At 37.8% G+C, this 21615-nt stretch carries 16 protein-coding genes and 1 pseudogene; 9 read left to right on the top strand and 8 right to left on the bottom strand.

The window, feature by feature from the left end; translation table 11 throughout:
- The first annotated feature begins 81 nt into the window (after positions 1–81).
- Genes SHI21_RS10630 through SHI21_RS10645 form a run of 4 tightly spaced genes read left to right on the top strand, consistent with a single transcriptional unit; the run spans position 82 to position 7002 of the window.
- Positions 82–2646 (top strand): CRTAC1 family protein, encoded by a 2565-nt coding sequence (locus tag SHI21_RS10630; protein WP_323576483.1) that lies wholly within the window; start codon positions 82–84, stop codon positions 2644–2646.
- A gap of 55 nt (positions 2647–2701) precedes the next feature.
- The gene (locus tag SHI21_RS10635) at positions 2702–4807 is read left to right on the top strand and encodes an FG-GAP repeat domain-containing protein (protein WP_323576485.1); all 2106 of its coding nucleotides are present in this window, start codon (positions 2702–2704) and stop codon (positions 4805–4807) included.
- A 2-nt stretch (positions 4808–4809) separates the two neighbouring features.
- Positions 4810–5655, top strand: coding sequence for a sterol desaturase family protein (locus tag SHI21_RS10640; RefSeq protein ID WP_323576487.1), 846 nt, complete (start codon positions 4810–4812; stop codon positions 5653–5655).
- Positions 5656–7002: a twitch domain-containing radical SAM protein gene (locus SHI21_RS10645; protein WP_323576490.1), complete on the top strand. Its 1347-nt coding sequence runs from the start codon at positions 5656–5658 to the stop codon at positions 7000–7002.
- Here SHI21_RS10645 and SHI21_RS10650 read toward each other — a convergent pair.
- Positions 6987–7880 carry a hypothetical protein gene (locus tag SHI21_RS10650; RefSeq protein ID WP_323576492.1) on the bottom strand — a complete coding sequence of 298 codons (894 nt, stop codon included), beginning with the start codon at positions 7878–7880 and terminating at the stop codon, positions 6987–6989. The two genes, SHI21_RS10645 and SHI21_RS10650, sit on opposite strands and share 16 nt — an antisense overlap.
- A 134-nt stretch (positions 7881–8014) precedes the next feature.
- Between SHI21_RS10650 and SHI21_RS10655 the strand changes: the two genes are divergently transcribed.
- Positions 8015–8365 carry a hypothetical protein gene (locus SHI21_RS10655; RefSeq protein WP_323576494.1) on the top strand — a complete coding sequence of 117 codons (351 nt, stop codon included), beginning with the start codon at positions 8015–8017 and terminating at the stop codon, positions 8363–8365.
- An 86-nt stretch (positions 8366–8451) separates the two neighbouring features.
- Positions 8452–9132: a uracil-DNA glycosylase gene (gene ung, locus SHI21_RS10660; protein WP_323576495.1), complete on the top strand. Its 681-nt coding sequence runs from the start codon at positions 8452–8454 to the stop codon at positions 9130–9132.
- Positions 9133–9177: 45 nt separating this feature from the next.
- Here ung and SHI21_RS10665 read toward each other — a convergent pair whose 3' ends face one another.
- Positions 9178–9444, bottom strand: a complete 267-nt coding sequence (locus SHI21_RS10665; RefSeq protein WP_323576497.1) for a hypothetical protein — start codon at positions 9442–9444, stop codon at positions 9178–9180.
- Between the two features lie 107 nt (positions 9445–9551).
- Between SHI21_RS10665 and SHI21_RS10670 the strand changes: the two genes are divergently transcribed.
- On the top strand, positions 9552–10229 hold the full coding sequence (locus tag SHI21_RS10670) for a hypothetical protein (protein WP_323576499.1): 678 nt from the start codon (positions 9552–9554) through the stop codon (positions 10227–10229).
- Here the strand turns inward: SHI21_RS10670 and SHI21_RS10675 are convergent.
- A complete protein-coding gene (locus SHI21_RS10675; protein ID WP_323576500.1) occupies positions 10226–13378 on the bottom strand; it encodes a DEAD/DEAH box helicase in 3153 nt (1050 codons plus the stop codon). The genes SHI21_RS10670 and SHI21_RS10675 overlap by 4 nt on opposite strands.
- A 252-nt stretch (positions 13379–13630) precedes the next feature.
- On the opposite strand from SHI21_RS10675, the gene SHI21_RS10680 reads away from it, so the two are divergent.
- A complete protein-coding gene (locus SHI21_RS10680; RefSeq protein ID WP_323576502.1) occupies positions 13631–14917 on the top strand; it encodes a sensor histidine kinase in 1287 nt (428 codons plus the stop codon).
- Between the two features lie 39 nt (positions 14918–14956).
- Here SHI21_RS10680 and rpoD read toward each other — a convergent pair whose 3' ends face one another.
- From rpoD to trmB, 4 genes and pseudogenes are all read right to left on the bottom strand, one after another.
- A complete protein-coding gene (gene rpoD, locus SHI21_RS10685) occupies positions 14957–16387 on the bottom strand; it encodes an RNA polymerase sigma factor RpoD (RefSeq protein WP_410198825.1) in 1431 nt (476 codons plus the stop codon).
- Positions 16361–16723, bottom strand: a pseudogene (locus SHI21_RS20680) (RNA polymerase sigma factor region1.1 domain-containing protein); the annotation flags it as partial. The gene rpoD and the pseudogene SHI21_RS20680, both read right to left, overlap by 27 nt.
- A 14-nt stretch (positions 16724–16737) precedes the next feature.
- The gene (gene dnaG / locus SHI21_RS10690) at positions 16738–18657 is read right to left on the bottom strand and encodes a DNA primase (RefSeq protein WP_323576505.1); all 1920 of its coding nucleotides are present in this window, start codon (positions 18655–18657) and stop codon (positions 16738–16740) included.
- Positions 18657–19346 carry a tRNA (guanosine(46)-N7)-methyltransferase TrmB gene (gene trmB, locus SHI21_RS10695; protein WP_323576506.1) on the bottom strand — a complete coding sequence of 230 codons (690 nt, stop codon included), beginning with the start codon at positions 19344–19346 and terminating at the stop codon, positions 18657–18659. Before trmB ends, dnaG begins: the two co-directional genes overlap by 1 nt.
- Positions 19347–19488: 142 nt before the next feature.
- On the opposite strand from trmB, the gene SHI21_RS10700 reads away from it, so the two are divergent.
- Positions 19489–20337 carry a hypothetical protein gene (locus SHI21_RS10700; protein ID WP_323576508.1) on the top strand — a complete coding sequence of 283 codons (849 nt, stop codon included), beginning with the start codon at positions 19489–19491 and terminating at the stop codon, positions 20335–20337.
- Between the two features lie 38 nt (positions 20338–20375).
- Here the strand turns inward: SHI21_RS10700 and SHI21_RS10705 are convergent, their stop codons facing one another.
- On the bottom strand, positions 20376–21500 hold the full coding sequence (locus SHI21_RS10705) for a DegT/DnrJ/EryC1/StrS aminotransferase family protein (RefSeq protein WP_323576510.1): 1125 nt from the start codon (positions 21498–21500) through the stop codon (positions 20376–20378).
- Positions 21501–21615 lie beyond the last annotated feature (115 nt).

The following is a 21615-nucleotide window of genomic DNA, read 5'->3' on the forward strand; positions in this document are numbered from 1 at the left end:
ATTCTCCCAGTGTACGTGCAAAAAATCAAAAATAAATTATAATAATCCTATATGTAATTTTAGTTACTTCAATGGAGAATTATGAAAAATAATACGACAATATGCTTAGCTGTTTTAGTGTCCACTTTTTCAGTTAATGCATTTTCTGAAACAATTGACTATCAAAGACCTGGTGTAAAACCTATCACCCAAAAGCAGGCCGAAACCAAGTTAAAACAAATTATTTCTGATGGAACTCCAACTGTCAGGGCCATAAAAAATATCAGACGTATTGATGGAGGATTGCAACAATCCCCAAACCTTGAAAAATTATCTCCACAAGAAAGAAGAAATTTTTGTTACACAGATGAAAGTCGCTTTGCGATTATTCAGCAGAAGTTAATTGATCATTTAGAAATAGCTTTTGAAAAAAGCGATATAGAAAAAATCTTATCTCTTGTTGAGAAAGATACTAGCTGGTCAAAACTTGAAATAGCACTTAGTAATCCTAAGAAAATTAATAATATTGATTTTTACGATATTAAAAATAATGAAGAGGTGAAAGGCAAAGCAGATTTAAAATCAAACCTCGTTTCTTTTTTTGGTCATTTTAACAATATTCAATACGTTGATTTCAAGGTCAATAAGTTTGTAGCACCAAAAGCTTATAGAAAAACAGATAGCTTTGACTTTAAAGAGATTGATGTTGAAATGAATTTTGATATCAGAGGGACTGATAAGAAAAATGCATTAAGACAGGAAAGAGGTATTTGGAATTTGAAATTAAAGCTTGATGGTAAAGAATGGAAAATTGCAAAACTATCATCAGGTGTTCATGAAATTTTGGTTAATAGTAAACCCTCATTTAAAGATGTCACCAAGGGATCTGGTCTTGATGGTGTTATCACATACCAAAGATTAGAAGCTATTAGACGTGGTGGTTATGCTATCGCGATGGAAGATTTTGATAATGACGGAATTGTTGATGCGTATGTTGGTTCATATGGCCCTGGGAAGTTATTTAAAGGTCAAAAAGATGGAACTTTTCAGGAGTTAGTAGACTCCGGAATTAAAAAGGAAAATTATGTAAAGTCAGCCGTCTGGGCAGATTTTGATAATGATAATAAAAAAGACCTCTTGATTGTAAAATTCATTCCAAATAAGGCAGTAACAGCAGAAGATAATTTTTTTGAATATAACAATTCTGTAGTTCTTTATAAAAATCTAGGAAATGGAAAATTTGAGAAGAAGGGTGGATTAACTGAGAACGATCACACAACTGATGCTATGCCAGCAGCAGTTGCAGATTTTAATAACGATGGATTACTTGATATTTATATTGGTTTTCCTGGTTCAAGAGATTTTACTGATTACTCTTATGTCAGCAATGAGGGATTAAAGGCCCAGGGAATTTATTTAAATAAAGGAAGTTTTCAATTTAAAGCAGAAAATATGTCCGCTCTTGAAGAGTGGAATTTTGAAAAATTTAGTGCAAATCAAAAAGTTTTTCCACATTCATCTACGGCCATCGATTTTAATCAGGATGGGAAAATGGATGTTGTTGTTGTTGATGACCGTGGCCACTTGAGTCCTGCTTATGAAAATGTTGGAAATGCAAAGTTCATCCAATCAAATGCTTCTATTGGTATACAAAACTATTCTATTGGAATGGGAGCGGCTTATGGAGATATCAATAATGATGGGCTAATTGACCTAATGCTTTCAAGTGTTACTACTAAGGCCCAGGAGAGGATTGAAAACTCTTGCGCAATTAATTGGGGACAACAGATAAATAATTTAAACAACAGTTTAAAGTTATTTGTAGGAATGAAAAATGGCGATAAGAAAACTTTCACAGAAGCCGCTGCCAATTTTGGCCTGAAGGATTTGGGCGAGGGACTAGGAGCGGTTGAATTGATTGATTATGACAATGATGGGTTGCTGGATATTTACGTTGCAAATGGATTATGGAGTGGAACTGATAAGAGACAAGAGCTTTCAAGTATTTTTGCCAGATCTTCTACATATGGTCATGAGCGCGCATTAAGAGAAGAAAGAAATAAAACGACTCAATCCGCGATTATGTCAGTCTTATCAAATTACAAAGGGGACCTAACAGGAGAATCAAAAAAAGAAAGATTGTCTCTGGCCGGATTTCAAAGAAATAGATTATTTAAAAACAATGGTAATAATACTTTTACTGAAGTCGGATTCCTGGAGGGAGTAGACTCAATTGCTGATGGATATGTTGTATCAGTAGTAGATTACAACAATGATGGACGTCAGGATTTAGTTTTAAGAAATGCTGACCCAGGCACAATGGATATTCATTATTCTCCTGTTCAGTTAATGCAAAACAATAATTCAAATTCTAATAGCGTAAGAATTAAGCTCTTAGGAAATCAATCTAACCGAGATGCTATTGGTGCTGAAATATCGGCGATTAATGATAAAGGATTAAAACAAACTCGTCAGGTCATTGGAAATAATGGAACTGCCCAATCCGAAATGACTGTTCATTTTGGTCTAAATGATTCTAAAATTATGAAAGAAGTTAATATTAGATGGCCTTCCGGTCTAAAGACAGTATTAAAAGATGTTAAGCCTGGACTCATTCAAGTTGAAGAGCCCGGAAGTAATAGCTCTAAAAAAATTGCTGGAAAATAATATTAAAGATATCAGGCCACCTTCAGGTGGCCTTTCTTTTTCTCAAGGTATGATTATGTTCATTTTATTGTTAATTCTATTCATGAATCCACTTCAGGCCCAAACTGCTCCTGGTACTTTAGAGAAAGGTATAATCTCTTTCTTACGAGAAATACCGACGGAGGATAATAAGGAGTTACTTGAATTAACATTAAAAAGAGAATCAAAAAATTTAGCGACTCGATTTAAAGCTGCTGCAGTTTTTGGAACAGTCTATGAGTTAGCAGAATATTGTTACTTAGGTGATAAACTAACATGTGATCTATCCGCGGCGATATTAAATGATGCCAAAGATGACTGTCATAGTTTCAGTTCGGAAAATAATGTATTATGTAGTGATGTAAGGAATACTAGATTAAATCAATGTGAAAAAATTAAAGACCCATTCTTAGCGAGTGTATGTTTTAAGAAGCTCCTACCAGCATGCCGCTCTGATATGGTTTGCTTGATTGCATGGTCATTTGCTTTTAGAGAGGATGCTGAAAGACTAAGAACATCTTCTCCTACGATTATTAAAGTGTTTAATGCTGACTTCAAAGAATCGAAAGAAATATTTTTAAGCGATTTGAAAATTTTCCCCGCAAAGAAAATCATAAAACCAGACATTGTAGAAGCACCAGGCTTTCCTGCACCCGTGAGAATGACTGATTTTATTACTGCAAAAAAAGAGAAATCAAAAGTAGTAGCTAAAAATAAACCAAGCTTTAAACCTTTAACGATTCTCAAAGGTGCGTTTTCTCCAAACCTGAGACAGCTTATTCATCCTTGGACAAGAGGTGAGGGACTTACCGTTGTCGATTGGGATGGAGATGGATTTCTAGACGTTTTTACTGTTGATGGCGAAAATCTTTTATTCTTTAAAAATATTAACGGCACTGAATTTAAAAAATTCTCTATTAATTTTCCTGCCTTCGGACTAAAAGGTTTTCTAATTGATGTTTCTGTGGCTGACCTTGATGACAATGGAGTGCCTGCTATTTTAGTACAGTCATATCCAAAAACTTTATATGTACTTAGATGGTTTAAAGAAAGAAATTCATTTTTAACTGAAATTGTCACATTACCAAATCAATCTCGAACTCATGCGCTGGTAAAATTTAAAAGTGGACTGGGAATTGTATTTCCAGGATGGAGTGCAATCGGTTCGGCACCAAACCCTTCTGCCACTGACTACATTGCAAGATATAATAAGAGAGATTGGACATTTGAAAAACTTCCTTCATCTGAAGCACCAAGTCTGGGTGTAAGTGTTATAGAAAGAGCACCAGGGCAATCCACTTTAGTTATTAATAGAGACCTTGAAGGTGGTACTGATTTCTATGATGTGCAAGGCGATAGTTTGGTTAAACTTCCTGATACAAAAAAAATGAATTATTTTTCTCACTCTGCTGCTCTTCTTAGAACTTCTAAGAATGAAGATTTATGGGTAACTGCAGGACTTGGTGGACTAGGTAAAGACAGTGATAGCGTAAAGAGAGAGGGGCAAGCTGCTCCTAGGCAATTTGAAGAATGTCAAAATAACTGGAAAGATGAAGAGAAAGAATTCTGTGTAATGAGATTGAGTAGAACTTTAACAAGTCTATGGCCTTCACTCTGCACTTTAAATAAAACTCAAGAGCTAGCTAAGATATGTCTCGCACAAAATGAAATACCTGGGATTAGAGGTGTGAAAATGCCGAATCCATTTAAATTTAAGCTTCAATTTTTTAAAAATCTTACAGCTCCTGTAATTGATGAAGGGGCCACGAAACTAGGAAGTGAAGTGGGACAGATCTGGCATGTATCGCCATTGCAGTCACCATCAATGGAAGGATTTTTAATGTCTGAAGCACGCACAAATGCGAGTAAAGCTAGAAAATTATGGTGGATGGGCGTAACAAAAACTGGGATGCAAAAAGCAGAATTAACTAATTCTTTAGGTCTTCAAGCTCCATACGATGCTACACAATTTGCTCTTGGAGATTTTGATAAAGACGGTCAGTTAGATATGGCCTTTAAGTCAGGAAACGATATGGTTTTCTTAAAAGGTGATACTGGTGGTGATTCAAGTTTAACAAAAAATTTGCAGTCAGGTCATCAAAGTAGAACGCTTATTAAAATTCCTGTTAATTTCAAGGAATAAATTTGCTATACAGCTGGGATTCATGGGTTCATTCAGTTACTGAAGCTGCCTTACCTATCTTAGGAGGGATGATCATTGTATTGTCTCTCGAATTTTTTATTCAGGGAAAAGACAATAGCTGGAATGTCCTAAAAAAATCTGCAGGAAAAAGTGTAGATATTTTTTCCATACTAATGTTTATTTTGCGCCTTCATCCTATCTTAATTGATCTCCTTCTTGTCGGTACTTTAGTTAAGTTAAAAGCATGGGCCCATATCAACTCATTGAGTATGTATATGGATGATAGTTTCATAGCTTCATTTTTTACGATTGCTTTAAGCTTTATCATTTATGACTTCCTTTTATATTGGAGCCATCGCTTAAAACACAATATAGACGGACTATGGTTTGTTCATCGTTTTCACCACTCATCATCAGATTTAAACGCCTTCTCATTTATCCGTGTTCATACATTAGATTATCCTTTCAGGGCCATCAGTGTTGCAATTCCAATGCTGTTTATAGCAGGACCCAGTTTTGGTAACTTAATATGGTTGTGGTTTGCAGAAACGATTATTGATATTCTTTCGCATAGCCGTTTAAATACCGGATATAAGTTTTTGGGAAAAATCTTTGTAAGCCCAAGATTCCATCGTCGCCATCACGATATTGATGATCATTATTGTAACTATGGTCTCATCTTTTCGTTCTGGGATAGAATATTTGGTACTTATAAAGACGAGAGTGACGCTTTTGCAAGGCAAACAGGCTCTCACGAATTGTCTGACTCAGGTAACGTTGCTAAAATTTATTTTAATGAGTATGTTCATCTTGGTAAATGGTGCCTTTCTAAAGTGGTAAGAAAATAAATGACTGAAAAATTTTGTCCATTACCATGGATTATTCAGGCCATCAGGAATGATGGAAATATTCGTGCTTGTAGTAATTCTCATTCATCTATATCAAAAGGCCTTTTACATAAAGCAGATGGCTCAGTTTACAACGCCGGCGTTGATAATTTAGCTGAAGCCTTTAATAGTGAAGATTTAAAATCTCTTCGCTTAAGTATGCTGGAAAACAAAACCAATCCCATTTGTGCCCGCTGCGATCGTGAAGACGCTCAAGGTGTTCGTAGCAGAAGAAAAGTTGAATCTGAAAACTGGTCACAACAATTTACGATTCAAGATGCCAAGGCCATAACAAGTGTTGATGGCACTGTCTCTGCGATGCCGATCTATTTAGATATGCGCTTTGGAAACAAGTGCAATTTGAAATGCAGAAGTTGTAGTCCCACTGATTCTAATTTTTGGTATGAAGATCATGCTGAACTTTGGGGACAAACATCTTTCAATGATGGAAATAAGAAAATCAATCTCATTCGTGAAGGCTCAAAGCTTGTAGAAGATACAGAAATGTATCGTTGGTATGAGAATCCAGGCTTTTGGGATCAAATGTTTCAACGTCTACAAAATGTTGAACAGATTCATACAGTAGGGGGAGAACCACTACTTATTGATCAGCATTTCACTCTACTGGAAAAATGTATTGAGATGAATATCGCTCATAAAATTACAATTGAGTACAATTCTAATATTACCGTGATTCCAGAAAAGGCATGGGCACTTTGGAGCCATTTTAAGAGAATCAATATCGGTGCAAGTATAGATGGTGTTGGACGAGTGAATGATTACATCAGGCACCCAAGTAGATTTGAAAATATTTTCAATAATCTAAAAAAGATAGACCAATCACCTGATAATATTTTTTGTTGGATTGCTACGACTGTTCAAGTTTACAATGCTCATCATCTGCCAGAGCTAATGAAGTGGGTTGTAAAAAATAAGTTTAATAAAGTTCAACGTTTTTTAGGAATGCCAATTCTTAATTGCCATCCACTTCATAATCCACAATTTTTAAGTACAAAGATTTTTCCAACACCAGTAAAAGAATGGATTAGCGAACTATACGCTGAGTGCAATATTTGGATGGAAGAGAATGCTCATTTATACCTGGAAAAAGAATGGGCAGAAGCGACTGTTCTGCATGTAAAAGAAATTCTTTCTGCTTATGAAGCTCATATGCAATCAGAAGATCTATCGAACTTGCTTCCTAAATTTATGACTTATACAAGAGGTCTTGATTCGATCAGAAAGGAATCATTTGAGCATTCAATTCCTGAGCTATGGGAAAAATTGAAACCTTATACTCTTCCCTGACTTCTAGATTTTACTGCGTGCTTTAGTCCAATTCTGCAATACTTCTCATCAATCAAGAATTCCCCAGGCCATTCTTCAATCTTTCCCAATCCAATATGCATACACGGAGTAGGAGTGATTCCCAGGTCTTTGCAGACACTTTCTTGATGTTTTAAAAATTTATTAGCTATATGGTCAGGCCCAAATTTTTTCATCATATAAAGACCGATACGGGCCGTAAGAAGAACATTATGTTTGAACTTATTTTGTTGATCGATAGGATAGAGGTCAGATGTTTTTGAAAAACGTATCCCTGAGCGCATATCGCCCATGCCTAGACCTTTTGTAAGGCTAAAGCATACTTCTGTAATCGCTGGGTGGGAAAGATCGACATTAACGCCAGAGCAAGTCCCAAAGAATGCACAATCAACAATGACTGGAACATTATTTTTATGAGCATGATTTAGTAAGCTAAAAAACTCAGGATGAACATCACCAGTACTACAAAATGGTGTAGAAACAATAACCCAATCATTTTCTTTAATAGGCCCGTCTTCTATGAATACGAAGTTAGTACAAATTCTTTTGTGATAGGCATACTCACCACGATAAATGCGAAGTCTTCTTTCTTTATATCGAAAATAAGCTTCGTCAAAACATTGAGTAGTTCCGTTAATTAAAGTGCGAAAAGGGAAGTGATCAAGACCGGTGAACTTATTCTTTTCACTCGAAGCAATCCATTTAGGATAGAAGTCTACATACTCGTCCTGACAATCTAGTGGACGTCCTTCTTCTTCAAACCATTCACGCCAAGGAAGATCACGAAGGGCCTTAACGAATTCAAAATCGTAAACGGCTTCGGTTCTATTGCTGACTAGGGATTTGAGAGAGTTTTCCATTTGGAGATTGTAATTCATAAGTTTTAATTTAGAAACTGACTGAAGCACTTTTTAGTTTCTTTCATTAACTTATCATTTACTTACATTTGCTTGTGGATTTTTTGGATGGGCCTAAGCTTTTATGAGAGGTAGTTATGATTAAGACTTTATTCGCTGGTGCTTGTTTATTCCTTTCTTTTAATGCGTTTTCATTCGATTGCACAGCGATTGATAGGTATGTTGAAAAGGGTGAACATCATGAATCGAAAGCGGCTTTAGTTTTTACGCTTGAAAATGAGCATACCTTAAAAATGGAAGTTGAGCATAAAGGGCAGTTCTATTTTGTTACTTATAATAAAGAAGATGATGATGCTCTTCTTCAGATTGTGAATTCGGCCGATGATACGAAAGGGATTGTTGTTCGTGCGTCTTTTAATAAGTATGGGATTATGTCTGTGTCGAGTGTTGATGGGCAGGTGGTTCATCGTATGGAATGCTTTAAATAAGTAGTTTTTTAAGCTGTAATATTTGAACTTATAAAAAAGTTAAATTAAAAATAGACTATTTATTATTATACAAATAATTATGTATTATGAAATTATCACAATACCTCCAAGACCCATCATGGCTTGAAGTCCTAAAAGACGAATTCAAAAAACCGTACTTTAAAGACTTAGAACAAACTCTATCCCAAGCCTACGCCGAAGAAACAGTCTACCCACCCAAAGAAGACTTATTCTCCGCCCTAAACCTAACTCCATTCTCAAAAGTAAAAGTCGTCATCCTTGGCCAAGACCCATACCACGGACCAAACCAAGCAAACGGCCTAAGCTTCTCCGTCAAAAAAGGAATCCGTATACCACCCTCACTCGTGAACATCTTCAAAGAACTCCACGATGACTTAGGAATCACTCCACCAAAAGACGGCGACCTCGAAGCATGGGCACGCCAGGGCGTCCTTCTGCTCAATAACCAACTAACAGTTCTAGCAGGCCAACCAATGTCCCACAAAGACATCGGATGGAATGAATTCACAGATAAAATCATCGAACTCATCAACGAGAAAAAAGAAAACGTAGTCTTCATCTTATGGGGAAGCCCCGCCCAGAAAAAAGCAAAAGCAGTAGATACAAGAAGACATCACGTCATCAAATCAGTCCACCCATCTCCACTGTCTTCATACAGAGGCTTTTTCGGAAGCAAACCTTTCTCACAAACTAATAAATTTTTAGAATCAAAAAGTATCAAACCAATAAACTGGAAACTAGATTAGTTAAGACAGGCCCCAATGAAATTTGGGGCCCGATATATTCATAAATTATTTCTTAGCAGCTTTCTTATCTTCTTTAGCTTCCACATCTTTCGCTACCATCAAATAAGACACAGTAACTTTCGAACCAACTTTAAGTTCCCCAGTAACCTTAGTTCCAGCATCCTTTTGAATTTCCCATTTCTCTTTCCCTTTCTGAACAACAAACGATGAATCGTTAACTTCCAGAACCGGTCCAGTCACTTGGTAAGTTTTAGGAGCAGCAAATGCGCTCACAGAAGCTAGTAAAAGAGCAGAAGCAATAAATAATTTCATATAATCTCCTTAAGTTAAGACAATTCTGAAAGTATAAAAAATGATAAAGGGATTGTAAAAATTATCTAAAACGTACCCCAAATCATATTTGGTGATAGGATGCGCCCATGAAACACCCAATCCTCCTATTAACCCTAATCCTCCCTTTAAGCGCCTTCGCCACAAGACCAGGCCTTAACGAGTGCAGCCCATTACCGGCCACGAAAAAATACCTCTCTACAGACTTCCACGGCTACCCAAGAGACGTCGCTTTCGACTGCGTGTACGAATGCAACAAAGACGAAACAATCTATCCAGTTAACGCGATTTCTAAAGTTCACATCAACACAGTCGACGAAGACGCGTTAATGACAACATGCCAAGGCGTAGTGGTTAAGAAAACAAAGTGGGGATACGATTTCGATAAAGTTGTACCTTTCTACGCAGCAGATACAAATCTGGTTGAAATAAAAAAATGGGCCTTTGCTAACGTTGAATTCGATCCAGCAACAAACCCATTAGAAAAAGCAAAACTTCTAAAGCTCAAAGAAGATCTTAATCAAATAAGTACGTCATACATAATTGCTGGAACAAGTGGTGGGGAAGCGACAAAGTATTTCCTTGAAGCAGGAAAACTTCTAACAGAAATCGCAAAAGGACTTCCAATGAATACAAAATTATTGGATGAAGTTCTTCAAAAAATTATTGAATCAAAAGGTGAGACTAAAGCTCCTGGAACTTCAGAAGCTTTAGTAGAGATGATGCTTTCAAGCGCAGCTTCTTGGCGTATTCCACCACAAAACTAAGAAAACAACATCTCAAAGTCTTTCATCGTTAATCTACCCGAGAACGCCTGATCATCAGCATCCGAAGATAATAAATCCTGGAATAACTGCTTCTTCTCTTCCTGAAGTTTTAAAACTTTCTCTTCAACCGAGCCCTTAATAATCGGACGATACACCGTAAGCGTATTCTTCTGCCCAATTCTATGCGCTCTATCGATCGCTTGAGATTCAACTGCCGGGTTCCACCAAGGGTCCATAATGAACACGTAGCTTGCTGCCGTTAAGTTTAGACCCACACCACCGGCCTTAAGAGAAATAAGGAAGATTGGAGTTTTCCCAGACTGGAACTGATCAACTTGTTCCTGACGTTTATTAATACTCTGGCTTCCATCAATACGAGAGAACTTCCAATGCTTTTCACGGAAGTAATGTTGAATGATATCTAAGTATGTCGTGAACTGAGAAAAGATAATTGCTTGTTGGTCTTCAGCTAAAATCGTTTCTAACGTTTCCATTAAAAATTCAATCTTAGTCGAATCCATATGCTTAACGTTGTTGTCACCCGAACGGTTCTGCCATAGACAGTTCTGTCTTAACTGTAGAAGTCCACGAAGAATCTCTCCGTACTTCGCTGAAGTCGTCGAGTTCTGAATACGTGCACGAATCGACACAATGTTTTGCTGATAGAATTTATTTTCTTCTTCACTAAGCTCAAGATACACATTGTTCTCAATTTTAGGTGGAAGATCGTGAAGAACCTGAGACTTCGTACGTCTTAGAATAAACGGAGAAGCAGTTCTTCTGGCAATCCCACGAGTTTTTGTGTTCGATACAGCTCTTACGAACTGTAGATCTCCCCAAATACCAGGAATCGATAAATCTAGAATGTTATAGAATTCCGAAAGGTCGTTTTCAACCGGCGTACCAGTTAAACACACTCTGAAGTCTGCGTTGATCTTACGAGCAGAGAATGCTCCTAATGATCGAACGTTTTTCAGGTGCTGAACTTCATCCAGAACCAAAATATCAAAGTTGATATTGGCGAAGACGGCTTCAGATTCTTTTTTCATAACTCCGTAAGAAGTTAAGATGATTTTTTTATCATGAGGGAATTCACGAGATCCACCGTGATAGATATGCATATCCATCTTCGAGAACTTCTGAATTTCTTTTTCCCAGTTAAGTAGGATCGTCACCGGACAAACAATTAAAACGCGTTCGATCTTATCGTAGATAGACTGAAGGAAAGTAATGGTCTGAAGTGTCTTACCAAGACCCATATCATCAGCAAGACAGGCACCAAGCTTATGCTCGTACAAGAATCTTAGCCAATTGTAACCAGTCACCTGGTAAGGACGAAGAACTCCGTTAAGCTCTTGTGGTAAATCATATGAAGGCATTTCTGTCAGATTAGAAAGCTTTTCGCATAAAGCGATATCTTCTTCTGAAAGGGCCCCTTCAATTCCTAATTTTCTTAATTCAAATAATTCGAAGATACGTGCGCGGTTGAAAGGTAAAATGAATTTCTTGAAAGACTGGCTTCCATCGATTTCAGTTTTAGTTTCAGTCGCTTCGAACTTAGTGTATTTCTGCATAAAACGAATCAGGTCTTTTTGTTCCTTCGATAGAAGGATCAGACCTTTTTTCGTAATAACCATTCCGGCCTCAAGATCGGCTTCCTGGATTACTGCTAAATCCTCTTCGTCGATGTTTAGCTCAAGATCAAACCATTTAGTGCTTGATGAGCGACGCTCGAAACGAATGCGTGAGTTCCACTTAGAAATCTCATGGCGGTCGTAATAGATTTCAATTCCAAGAATTGAAACTGCTCTATGGAATTCAGTCAAACCTGCAAAGACAACTGCTGGCTGAACATCATACTTAATTTTCTTCTCGTCTTGATCAAGGTGAGCGTATCTGAAGAACTGGTCTCCAAAATGCTGGATCATTGAAAGGAAGAGTTCGCGGATCAGTTGGTTGTCATATAAACAAACTAGTTTATTAGTTTGATCGTAAAGAATTGTATCGCGATTTTTTTGAACTTCAGCAAGAAGACTTTGAGTCTTAACTTTTCTGTTAGCTGAAACGATGAACTTTTTATAGTTATCATTGTGCCCAATCACGCTGTCTTTTACGGCAACGACGAAATCGTAAGCTTCCTGTTTCTTTTTAAAGTGAGAAAGGATTCCGTGATTGAAAGTGAAATAAGACATGAACTCATTTGGCATAACCAATAGTTCAGACTCATCAAAGAACTCAAGGCTTGCGTGAAGCAGACCTTTTTTCTCAGCAGGAGCTAATGTCACACGACACTTCGGTCTGCTTGATCTGATTTCTTCAAGAGGAGTTCCTTCAATGAACACTTCTACGTGGTTCATTAAATCAAGTTCTTGAATGTTGCTTAAAATATCATTGATCGTGTAGCTGAAAAGATTAAGACGAATTCTTTGTACCAGGATTTTTAAATCACTAGGCACATGGAGAACAGTTCCGTCTTTCCAGTTGAACAGATATAAGTTTTCAAAAAGAGAAACTTCAGCAATCGCTTTTTCTCCTCCCGGAGGATGGTATCTAAAGCGTACTTTTTCTTCGTGGAATAAATGGATTTGTAATTTCCCGCGGAAAGTTTCCGGCATTGGGAAAGGAACAACTTTTTTAGTGTGAAGTAAGTATTGTAGAGCAGAGTAGGTAGGAGCAGCGGGAGCACCAATTAACTGGTGAGGACCGTTGATGATCGTTCCGTACTCAGCAACGTTTACACCAAAACTAGAATTGATAACGATTGGTGGTAATCCACTCTCATCGTTTTCTGAAGGTGCATCACCTTGTTCTTCTAAATATTGTTGAACTTGATAAGTGATAAATAAAGCGACAACGTGAGCGCAGTGAGCTTTTTCTTTCCAATGGTGACAATCACAATTAGAAGAAAAAGGTCCTTCCTCTGTTCCTTCAAGGCGTTTTTTGTAAACGATCTTGGTTTCATGGGCGCGGTCATCGCGGACGATACCACTGACAATGTAATAAGTTTCTGCGCTTCCTTTTTTAAAAGAAATTGATACGCGAGAAAGCTTAAAAAATTTCAGACCATTTTGAATAAGTGCTGGAGTAAAAAAGCGCTTACATTCATCAGTTATTTTTTCAGGGATATTCCAAGTACGTTGTTCGCTCATGTGTCTCTTTGGTTTTAGATCAAGGAGATATTATACGCTATTTTAGAGCAATCGTGGCCTATTATATTTGATGTATATTAGAGTGCCTTCATAAGATTTCTCTTGACAAAAATCTTAGTTTTATGCTGGGGAAATTAGATAAAAAGAGATGAAATCAAAGTAGATTTTTACTTAAATTTGAGCGTAAAAATGAATTAATCAAGTAATGTCTCGCGCATTTAAGTTTCCTGTATTTTTACATATGTATTGTTTATGAAGTCTGTAACGATCGCACTCACTAAACAATCTAAAATAGCCAAAGCACGCTACGTGCGTCCGTTTACTTACTGTTTAGTAACCTTGAGTGCTTACTTCACCATTATTTATTTCATCCGTTATGAGTCCAAGGTTCTGGCATTTTCTTGTTTCTTTGCCCTTATTTGCAGCATTCTGATTCCCTATGCTCTGAAGTACACAAAATCTCATACTTTCATTGCTAACTATATCGTCACCATTTACTTCATAACTGTTCAAATGCTCACGCTTTATACTGGCGGAATTAAAGCTTCTTCCATTTGGTGGCTTGGAATGGTCCCAGTTCTTGCGGCCTTTTTACTAAACGCTTATTACAGTGTGATCTGGTTTCTCATTATGGGAAGTAATGTGGCCATAATTATGCTGCTGAAGCAGTACGATATGCTTCCGGAGAGTGTCATACCTTCAAGTGGTGTAGATCAATTTCTTAATACTTCCACAATTTTTGGAATCACAATGCTCACAGCCCTGTGCGTTCTTACCGATATTTTGCGCGAGAAAACTTCTTCCGAAAATGAGCAGCTATTAGGCAAGTCATTCCGTTTAAGTCAGCTGGCCTCTCTTGGAAAACTGGCAACGGGTGTGGCCCATGAGATTAACAATCCATTGGCCGTAATTCGTGGATCGCAGTTAAAGATTAATCGTATGATTGCGAGTGAAAAAGAAATCGATAAAGAGGCCCTTAAGCACTACATGATTAAGATCGACAGAAACGTCAGACGTATTCAGGATATCACTTCATCAATGAGAAATATCGCTGATACAAAAGGCAAGAAGATCGCCCCTTTTGATATTGAAGAAGTTTTAAAAGAGATGATTGAGAAAGGAAAAAAACAAATTGGTTCCCGCAACATTGTAGTTAAGCTGACAGTGGAAGGAGAGAATTTTTTATTCAATGGAATTTCAAACGAGATCTACAGGGCCTTCTTTAACATCTATGAGAACTCATTAGATGAATTAATAGACTTAAGTCCAGACTATGGACTCATTAATATCGACTTAGAAAAACAAGATGAAAATATCATTGTCACTTTTAAAGACAATGGAAGAGGCATCCCTTTAGACATTCAACCAAACATCTTTGATCCATTTTTTACTAACAAGATGATCGGGCAGGGGATTGGTTTAGGCCTGACGTATTCGTTTAACGTGATTTCTTTTAATGGTGGTCTACTAGAGCTGTGCTCACCAAAGGAAAGTGTTGGTGCTTGTTTTAAAGTGACTCTTCCGCAATTCAATTCTTAGGCAAAAAAAAAGGCTCCCGAAGGAGCCTTTTGAAATTTTCTAGTTGTCTACGTAAGACTTAAGAAGTTTCGCACGCGATGGGTGACGAAGTTTTCTAAGCGCCTTCGCTTCAATCTGACGAATACGTTCACGAGTAACGAAGAAATCCTGACCAACTTCTTCTAAAGTGTGATCCGATTTTTCCCCAATACCAAAACGCATACGAAGAACTTTCTCTTCTCTCGGAGTTAACGTTGAAAGAACAGCACGTGTCTGCTCAGAAAGCGTAATACTCATGACAGCGTCAGCTGGAGAGATGATTTTCTTATCTTCAATGAAGTCCCCAAGAGATGAATCTTCTTCTTCCCCGATTGGAGTTTCAAGAGAGATTGGCTCTTTAGAGATCTTTTGAACTTTCTTAACTTTATCAACTGGAAGTTCCATCTTCTCAGCAATCTCTTCCGGAGTTGGCTCACGCCCTAATTCCTGAATTAACTGACGAGATGTACGAACCATCTTGTTGATTGTTTCGATCATGTGAACCGGAATACGGATTGTGCGGGCCTGATCTGCAATCGCTCTCGTGATTGCCTGACGGATCCACCAAGTCGCGTATGTCGAGAACTTATATCCACGACGGTACTCGAATTTATCTACTGCTTTCATTAGACCGATGTTTCCTTCCTGAATTAGATCCAGGAACTGAAGACCACGGTTAGTGTATTTTTTAGCGATAGAAACAACGAGACGTAAGTTAGCTTCAACCAACTGAGCTTTCGCTTTATCGGCCTTAGTTTCACCTTCGATAATGATCTTATAAACGTTTTCAATATCAGTGTATTCCATACCAGCATCGATCGTTAAGCGACGAAGCTTACGAAGGATATCTTCCTGGTTACGAACAAGCTGTTCAATTTTTGCGTCTGTAGTGAAAAGATCTTTTGCCAGTTTTCTTTTGAATGCATCGTCTTCCATGATTTTGTCATAAAGGATTTTGTAGTCATCAGCATTACCAACTTCAAGGAATTTGAAAATACGATCTTGTTGATCAAACATTTCAGTAAACTGAAGGTAGTATTTTTTTACTGGTTCAACGAAAGAGTTGATGATTTTTCTGTTGAAAGTTAAATCAGCAAGCTCTGCAGAAATTTCGTCCATCAATTTCTTCTGAGTGATGTCTAGCGCTTTAAGCGTTCCATCAGCTTTTTCAGTTTCTTGAAGGATCACAGCAATCTGATCGATTACAGTGTAAATTCTGTCTTTAACTTTTTTGATGTCAGCAGGAGATGATTCATCATCAAGACCGCGAACAAGTTCTTTAACGAATTCTTGTGGGTTTTCTTGAGTTTCGATTTTCTCTCTTAGCTTACCAACTTCTTTAAGTGCGTGAGTTGAAGATAGGGCAGAAAGAATAATCTCTCTTTCACCTTCTTCAATTTCTTTTGCAATAACAACTTCGCCTTCGCGAGTTAGTAGAGCAACTGAACCCATACGTTTTAAATAAAGTTTAACTGGATCTGTAGAAGCTGAACGTAGTTCTGCTTTTTCTTCACGTGAAAGTGCTTCTTCGATGATTTCTGTTCCGTCTAAGCGGATCCCTTCTTCATCTTCTTCTTCTTCAACTGCCTGATCCATAACGTCGATCTTAAGTTCTAAGATACGACCCATGACTTCATCAACGTCACTAGCCAGGACAATGCCAGCAGGAAGTGCGTCGTTGATTTCTTCAGCAGTAATGAACGCCTGGTCTTTTCCTTTCGTCAAAAGACGATTGAACTCTTTTGAGTTCAGGAATTGAGCGACGACTGGGGAAATTGTATTACTCATTTTTTAGGACTCCCTTAATTACTTTTTTCGGGTTTTGAATTCTTAATTATCTGTATAGTTTTTTCTATTTCTGTTAGTTGGTTCAGAAGGCCTGTCATCACTTCTTCTGAATCACATGTCTGTTGAAGTTTTTTAATTTCTTCCTTTCTATTTTTTAACTGCTCTGTATGCAGTTTATTTTTTAGGTCGAAGAGAATACGCAACTTTGTTTTTTTGTCTGCGTCTTTTGGTTTGTAGTTATAGAATGCTGACGTAACTACTTCTCGTAAATCAATCGAGTATTCAGATGTGTTCGTTAAATTAAGCACTACTGATTCGTATTCGCGATCATCTACTTCCATAGTGATTCTACGTATTTTTCCAATGTATTTTTTTACCTCATCATTGGTAACTAAATCAAGGATTTCATTCATTTTATCCATGTTTAATAGAGAGGGAAGTTGGACTAGTTCTTGCACTAATAGCTTCTCCATTTTCGAGAGGTAAATCTCTGGTGCAGAAACTTCGATATCGAATGGTGTTTCATTATCTTCATGAGGAATAAAATCTTCATCACGGTACATAGGCCCAGAGTCTTCAATCACTTCTTTTTTCGGTTGAATAAATTTCGGCTTATCCGTCGATTTACTTAAGTGATCCTCATAATTTTTAATGATTTGAGATGGCTCGGCCTTTAGGCCTAAACGCTTAGCAAGCCCTACAACTCGCTCAGTCGCAGACAGGTCAGAACGTAGCGGGGCTACCACATCAAAGGCCTTGTGGAGGATCTCAAGCTTCCTGTCGAGGACTTCCGGAAGCTTCTCAGGAATCAAATTATTAAGTAAAACGTCGATCGCCGGAATCGCGTTCTCAATCTTCTCCTGAAGCGCTAACGCACCATGAGCTTTCAAGTAATCGTCCGGATCTTTCTGTGGAGAGAAGTCTAAATACTTTGCGACTATGCCTTTTTCGGCCAGCTGCTTATTGATTCGCTCCATCGCGATAAATCCCGCGCGGTCAGAATCCAGGGCAAGGTAAACATTTTTAGTAAGCGATATGATTCTCTCAAGGGAGCTTGTCCCAAGTGCAACACCCATAACTGCTACGGTGTTTAAAAAACCATTATGATAAAGCGCGATCTGATCCATGTTTCCTTCGACTAAGATGACACTATCTTTTTCCCTGATAGCATTTTTAGCAAGATGGAAGCCATAGAGGATGTTGCTCTTGTTGAAAACGAAAGACTCGACCGAATTCATGTATTTAGCTTTCTGATCGTCTCTGATTGCTCTCGAAGTAAACCCTACAACCTGGCCGAACTGATCCCAAATAGGGAAAATAATCCTGTCTCTGAAGGTGTCATATTGGGCATCAGGATTGTTTTTGTCTCTTCGTATTAGTCCAATATCGAGAGCTACGCTGATAGCAAAATCTCGATCTTTGGGATCTGGAATCGACTTCAAATAGTCTGTGATCGAACTCTTATTAGGGGCAAAACCTAGTGAGTAGGTTGTTGCGATTTCATCATTGAGCCCACGATTTTTAATGAAGCTCGTGTAAGGAGGAAATTGATTAGAGGCCCCGATCTTACGATATAAAAGAGCAGCTCTCGTCAGGATTTTTTTGGCCATCTCCATTTTTGGATTAACCTTTCTTTCTTCCTGATAAGAATCAAAATTGATTCCTTGTTTCTGACAAATTTCTTTTAATGCTTCAACGTAATCGAGATTTCTGTGTTTCATGACAAACGTAATGGCATCACCGGCAGCTCCACAAGCAAAACACTTGAAGATCTTTTTTGAGTCGTTGATGTTCATCGACGGTTTTGTATCGCCGTGAAATGGGCATAGCGAAACCATCGCTGAGCCTGAGCGTTTAATCGAAAGATAATTACCGATCACCGAAGAAATAGGAATTTCTTCTTTAATCTTTTGTTTCAAATCGTCTAATGACATTACTTTTTTGATCTCAAAACGAACGCTTTAATTTTGATTCCTTGTTCAAGGAAAATCTTCTCAAAGCCCGTAGTATATTTTGCAAGTAAGTGATCAGGATGTTCAGCTCGGAGGTCCTTGCTCTCAAGGAGAATTTCAAAAAGATCACATTTCTTAATCTCTTTTTCCATCCACGCTGCATAGTCATCGTGATCAGTTTTAATATAGAAAATTCCGCCCGGTTTTAAGACCTTGTTGGCAGATTTTAGGAAAGGTTCCTGAATGAGGCGCTTCTTATTATGTTTTGTTTTAGGCCATGGATCAGGAAAGAAATAAAAAATTCCATCGAGTTCGTTTTCTTCAAACATGAACTCAGTACGTTCACCCTTAGCGCGAAGGTATCTAAAGTTTTTAAATTCAAGGGACGCTAATTTTTTTGCTAAATGAAAGCTTCTCTTGAATCTATAGTCGAGACCAACAAAGTTGTGAGTAGGATGATCTACACAATAGTCTATCATGAAATGTCCGGCACCCGTTCCGATTTCTAGGAACAGTTGACCATCTCTCTTGAAAACATCTTGGTTCCATTTACCTTTATGAGCTTCGGCCTCGTGATCACGTAATACGAAATCGGAGAACTCGCCCAATTTTTCGTGGTACGGGTTTTCGTGTTTGTACTTGAAATCTTCTTTGAAAGAATAGTCTACCATTGTCTTAAAGCCTTTTAATTTTAAAGGGTTTAGTTACCATTCAGAGATCCTCCTAGCAATAGATGACCTATAAAGTTTTCACAGATATTGCAGATTTTGCGCAGTGCTGTATTGTTTGGCCTCACAACTTGGAGGCAACTGTATGAAATCTACTCTTTTAGCATTAGCAGCATTGGCGTGCAGCTTAAGTGCCACGGCTTCAATCACATCATCTCAATCTATGGATCAGTTCTGTGCTGACCGTGCGTCAATAAAATCTGTTAAGGAATTAACTCAGACTTCTGAGAACTTAATGGGATTTGCTAACCGTGGTGGAATTGGAAACGGTGGAGTTTGTTGGTGGCATTCAAGAATGCAACGTAACGCTCTTTACTTAACTATTTATAAGCCTGGTGAAAGAAGACCAACTACAGAACAAGCAAAAGTGATCGTAGAAAAAATTCGTGCAGGAAAAGACGTTGTCGTGATTCCTGGGTTTGATAATTTTAATGAATTCTCTCTTACTTATAGAAGTGTCATCCAAAGAGAGCTTGATAAGTGGCAAAAAGGCGATGGAGTTTTAAGATTCAATTGGGTTATTGGTCTTAAAGGAAGCAGCACTGTTGATGCTGATAAAATGAAAGACATGATGGATGAGCTTTATGATTACGTTGAAGTTAAGGGCAACATTGCTTACGAAAAACTTCAAATTAAAGGGATCGTTGCTCACGCTTGGTTAGTTGTTAATATGAAAAAAGTTGGAAATGGTTATGACCTTCAAGTTTTAGACAGTAACTACCAAAACCAAACACAACTTTATCAATACCGTCGAGGTATGACGAGCTTCAACCATTATTTCTATGGAAACTTTGTTCCATACTTAGAAAGAAAAGGTGAGATGACGAAGCTTAAGAATGTTATTTTGAAGAAATGTAACCCTGAAGAGTATAACGATCATAAGGGTGATGAACAAGAAGATGAGAACGTAGAAAGCAGATTAGCTAAGAACTAATAAAAAAAGGCCCGCTTTGTAAGCGGGCCTTTTAGTTTTTACTTTCCGAAGTGAGCTCTAACCGTTTTACAAACATACTCTAACTCTTCTTTTGTAATGTAAGCAAAACAAGGAAGGTTAAGTACTGATTGAGAAACGTAGTGAGCATTTCCATTGTCAATCTTTCCAGCTAAATGAGCTTTCGCTCCACTTTGCATACTCATCGCTCCCGGGTAAATTGTCCCGAAACCAATATTAGCTTTTTTAAGTGATTCAATTAGAGCAGGACGAAGATCTGGATCAATGAACCCAACTGCACAGTATCCGTTTTCTTTTACTTTAGAGTCGGCCTGAGCTGGCTTAAAAGGTAATCCTTGAAGAGCTTCAGCATAATACTTAACAGCGTTTCTTCTGCTTTCAAGTCTTGCTTCAATATGCTCAAGAGATAATTTTAAGAATAGTGATTCGTATGCACCAATACGTGAGTTCCAACCAATTAACCCGTGAGAGTAGTGGTCAGTTCTTCCGTGGTTGATTAGGATTCTGCACGTTTTGCTTAGCTCTTCATCGTTTGTGAAGATTGCACCAGCGTCTCCAGAAGCTCCAAGAACTTTTGCTGGATAGAAACTTGTTGTAGAGATTAAAGCTGAACCTAAAATCGATTCTCCGTTAATTTCTGTTCCGTAGCATTGGGCTCCGTCTTCAATTAAAAGAACGTTGTTATCTTTTGCGTATTTTCTGATTTCCATTGTGTCTGGTGAAGCCCATCCATAAAGGTGAACCATGATTGCTGCTTTCGGTTTGAATTCAGTGACAGCTTTTTTGAAAGTTTCAATATCCCAGTGACAAGTGTCGCGTGCAACATCGATAGTAACAGGATTTGCTCCAACGTTTACTACTGCTTCGAAAGTTGCCCAAAAAGTCATATCTGGAACTAAAACTTTATCGTTCTTTTCTACACCAACTGCACGAAGAGCAATTTGAATTGCATCTGTACCGTTAGCACAACCGATAGCGTATTTTGATTTTGTTTGAGCTGCAAGACCTGCTTCAAGCTCGCCAACAACCGGGCCGCCTACGAATTGAGTTTTTTCAAATAGAGTCGCAACACCACCAAGAAAATTTTCTTTGAAGCCTGCTTCGAAACGATTAAGTGTAATGAAAGGAACTTGATTAACTGACATATAATCTCTCTTGTTTTTTAATAATCAAAATTGCACCCTCATTTTCGATCCTTTGAGAGCATTTGAAAAGTAATTTAGAGATTATTTTTAGGTGGGGGAAAGTAAAAAAGGAGAG

Source organism: Bacteriovorax sp. PP10, from assembly GCF_035013165.1.
Taxonomy (GTDB): domain Bacteria; phylum Bdellovibrionota; class Bacteriovoracia; order Bacteriovoracales; family Bacteriovoracaceae; genus Bacteriovorax; species Bacteriovorax antarcticus.

Coding starts and splice junctions, on each gene's coding strand:
- SHI21_RS10630 (WP_323576483.1), top strand. CDS start 82: ATGAAAAATAATACGACAATATGCTTAGCTGTTTTAGTGTCCACTTTT.
- SHI21_RS10635 (WP_323576485.1), top strand. CDS start 2,702: ATGTTCATTTTATTGTTAATTCTATTCATGAATCCACTTCAGGCCCAA.
- SHI21_RS10645 (WP_323576490.1), top strand. CDS start 5,656: ATGACTGAAAAATTTTGTCCATTACCATGGATTATTCAGGCCATCAGG.
- SHI21_RS10650 (WP_323576492.1), bottom strand. CDS start 7,880: ATGGAAAACTCTCTCAAATCCCTAGTCAGCAATAGAACCGAAGCCGTT.
- SHI21_RS10655 (WP_323576494.1), top strand. CDS start 8,015: ATGATTAAGACTTTATTCGCTGGTGCTTGTTTATTCCTTTCTTTTAAT.
- ung (WP_323576495.1), top strand. CDS start 8,452: ATGAAATTATCACAATACCTCCAAGACCCATCATGGCTTGAAGTCCTA.
- SHI21_RS10665 (WP_323576497.1), bottom strand. CDS start 9,444: ATGAAATTATTTATTGCTTCTGCTCTTTTACTAGCTTCTGTGAGCGCA.
- SHI21_RS10670 (WP_323576499.1), top strand. CDS start 9,552: ATGAAACACCCAATCCTCCTATTAACCCTAATCCTCCCTTTAAGCGCC.
- SHI21_RS10675 (WP_323576500.1), bottom strand. CDS start 13,378: ATGAGCGAACAACGTACTTGGAATATCCCTGAAAAAATAACTGATGAA.
- SHI21_RS10680 (WP_323576502.1), top strand. CDS start 13,631: ATGAAGTCTGTAACGATCGCACTCACTAAACAATCTAAAATAGCCAAA.
- rpoD (WP_410198825.1), bottom strand. CDS start 16,387: ATGGGTTCAGTTGCTCTACTAACTCGCGAAGGCGAAGTTGTTATTGCA.
- dnaG (WP_323576505.1), bottom strand. CDS start 18,657: ATGTCATTAGACGATTTGAAACAAAAGATTAAAGAAGAAATTCCTATT.
- trmB (WP_323576506.1), bottom strand. CDS start 19,346: ATGGTAGACTATTCTTTCAAAGAAGATTTCAAGTACAAACACGAAAAC.
- SHI21_RS10700 (WP_323576508.1), top strand. CDS start 19,489: ATGAAATCTACTCTTTTAGCATTAGCAGCATTGGCGTGCAGCTTAAGT.
- SHI21_RS10705 (WP_323576510.1), bottom strand. CDS start 21,500: ATGTCAGTTAATCAAGTTCCTTTCATTACACTTAATCGTTTCGAAGCA.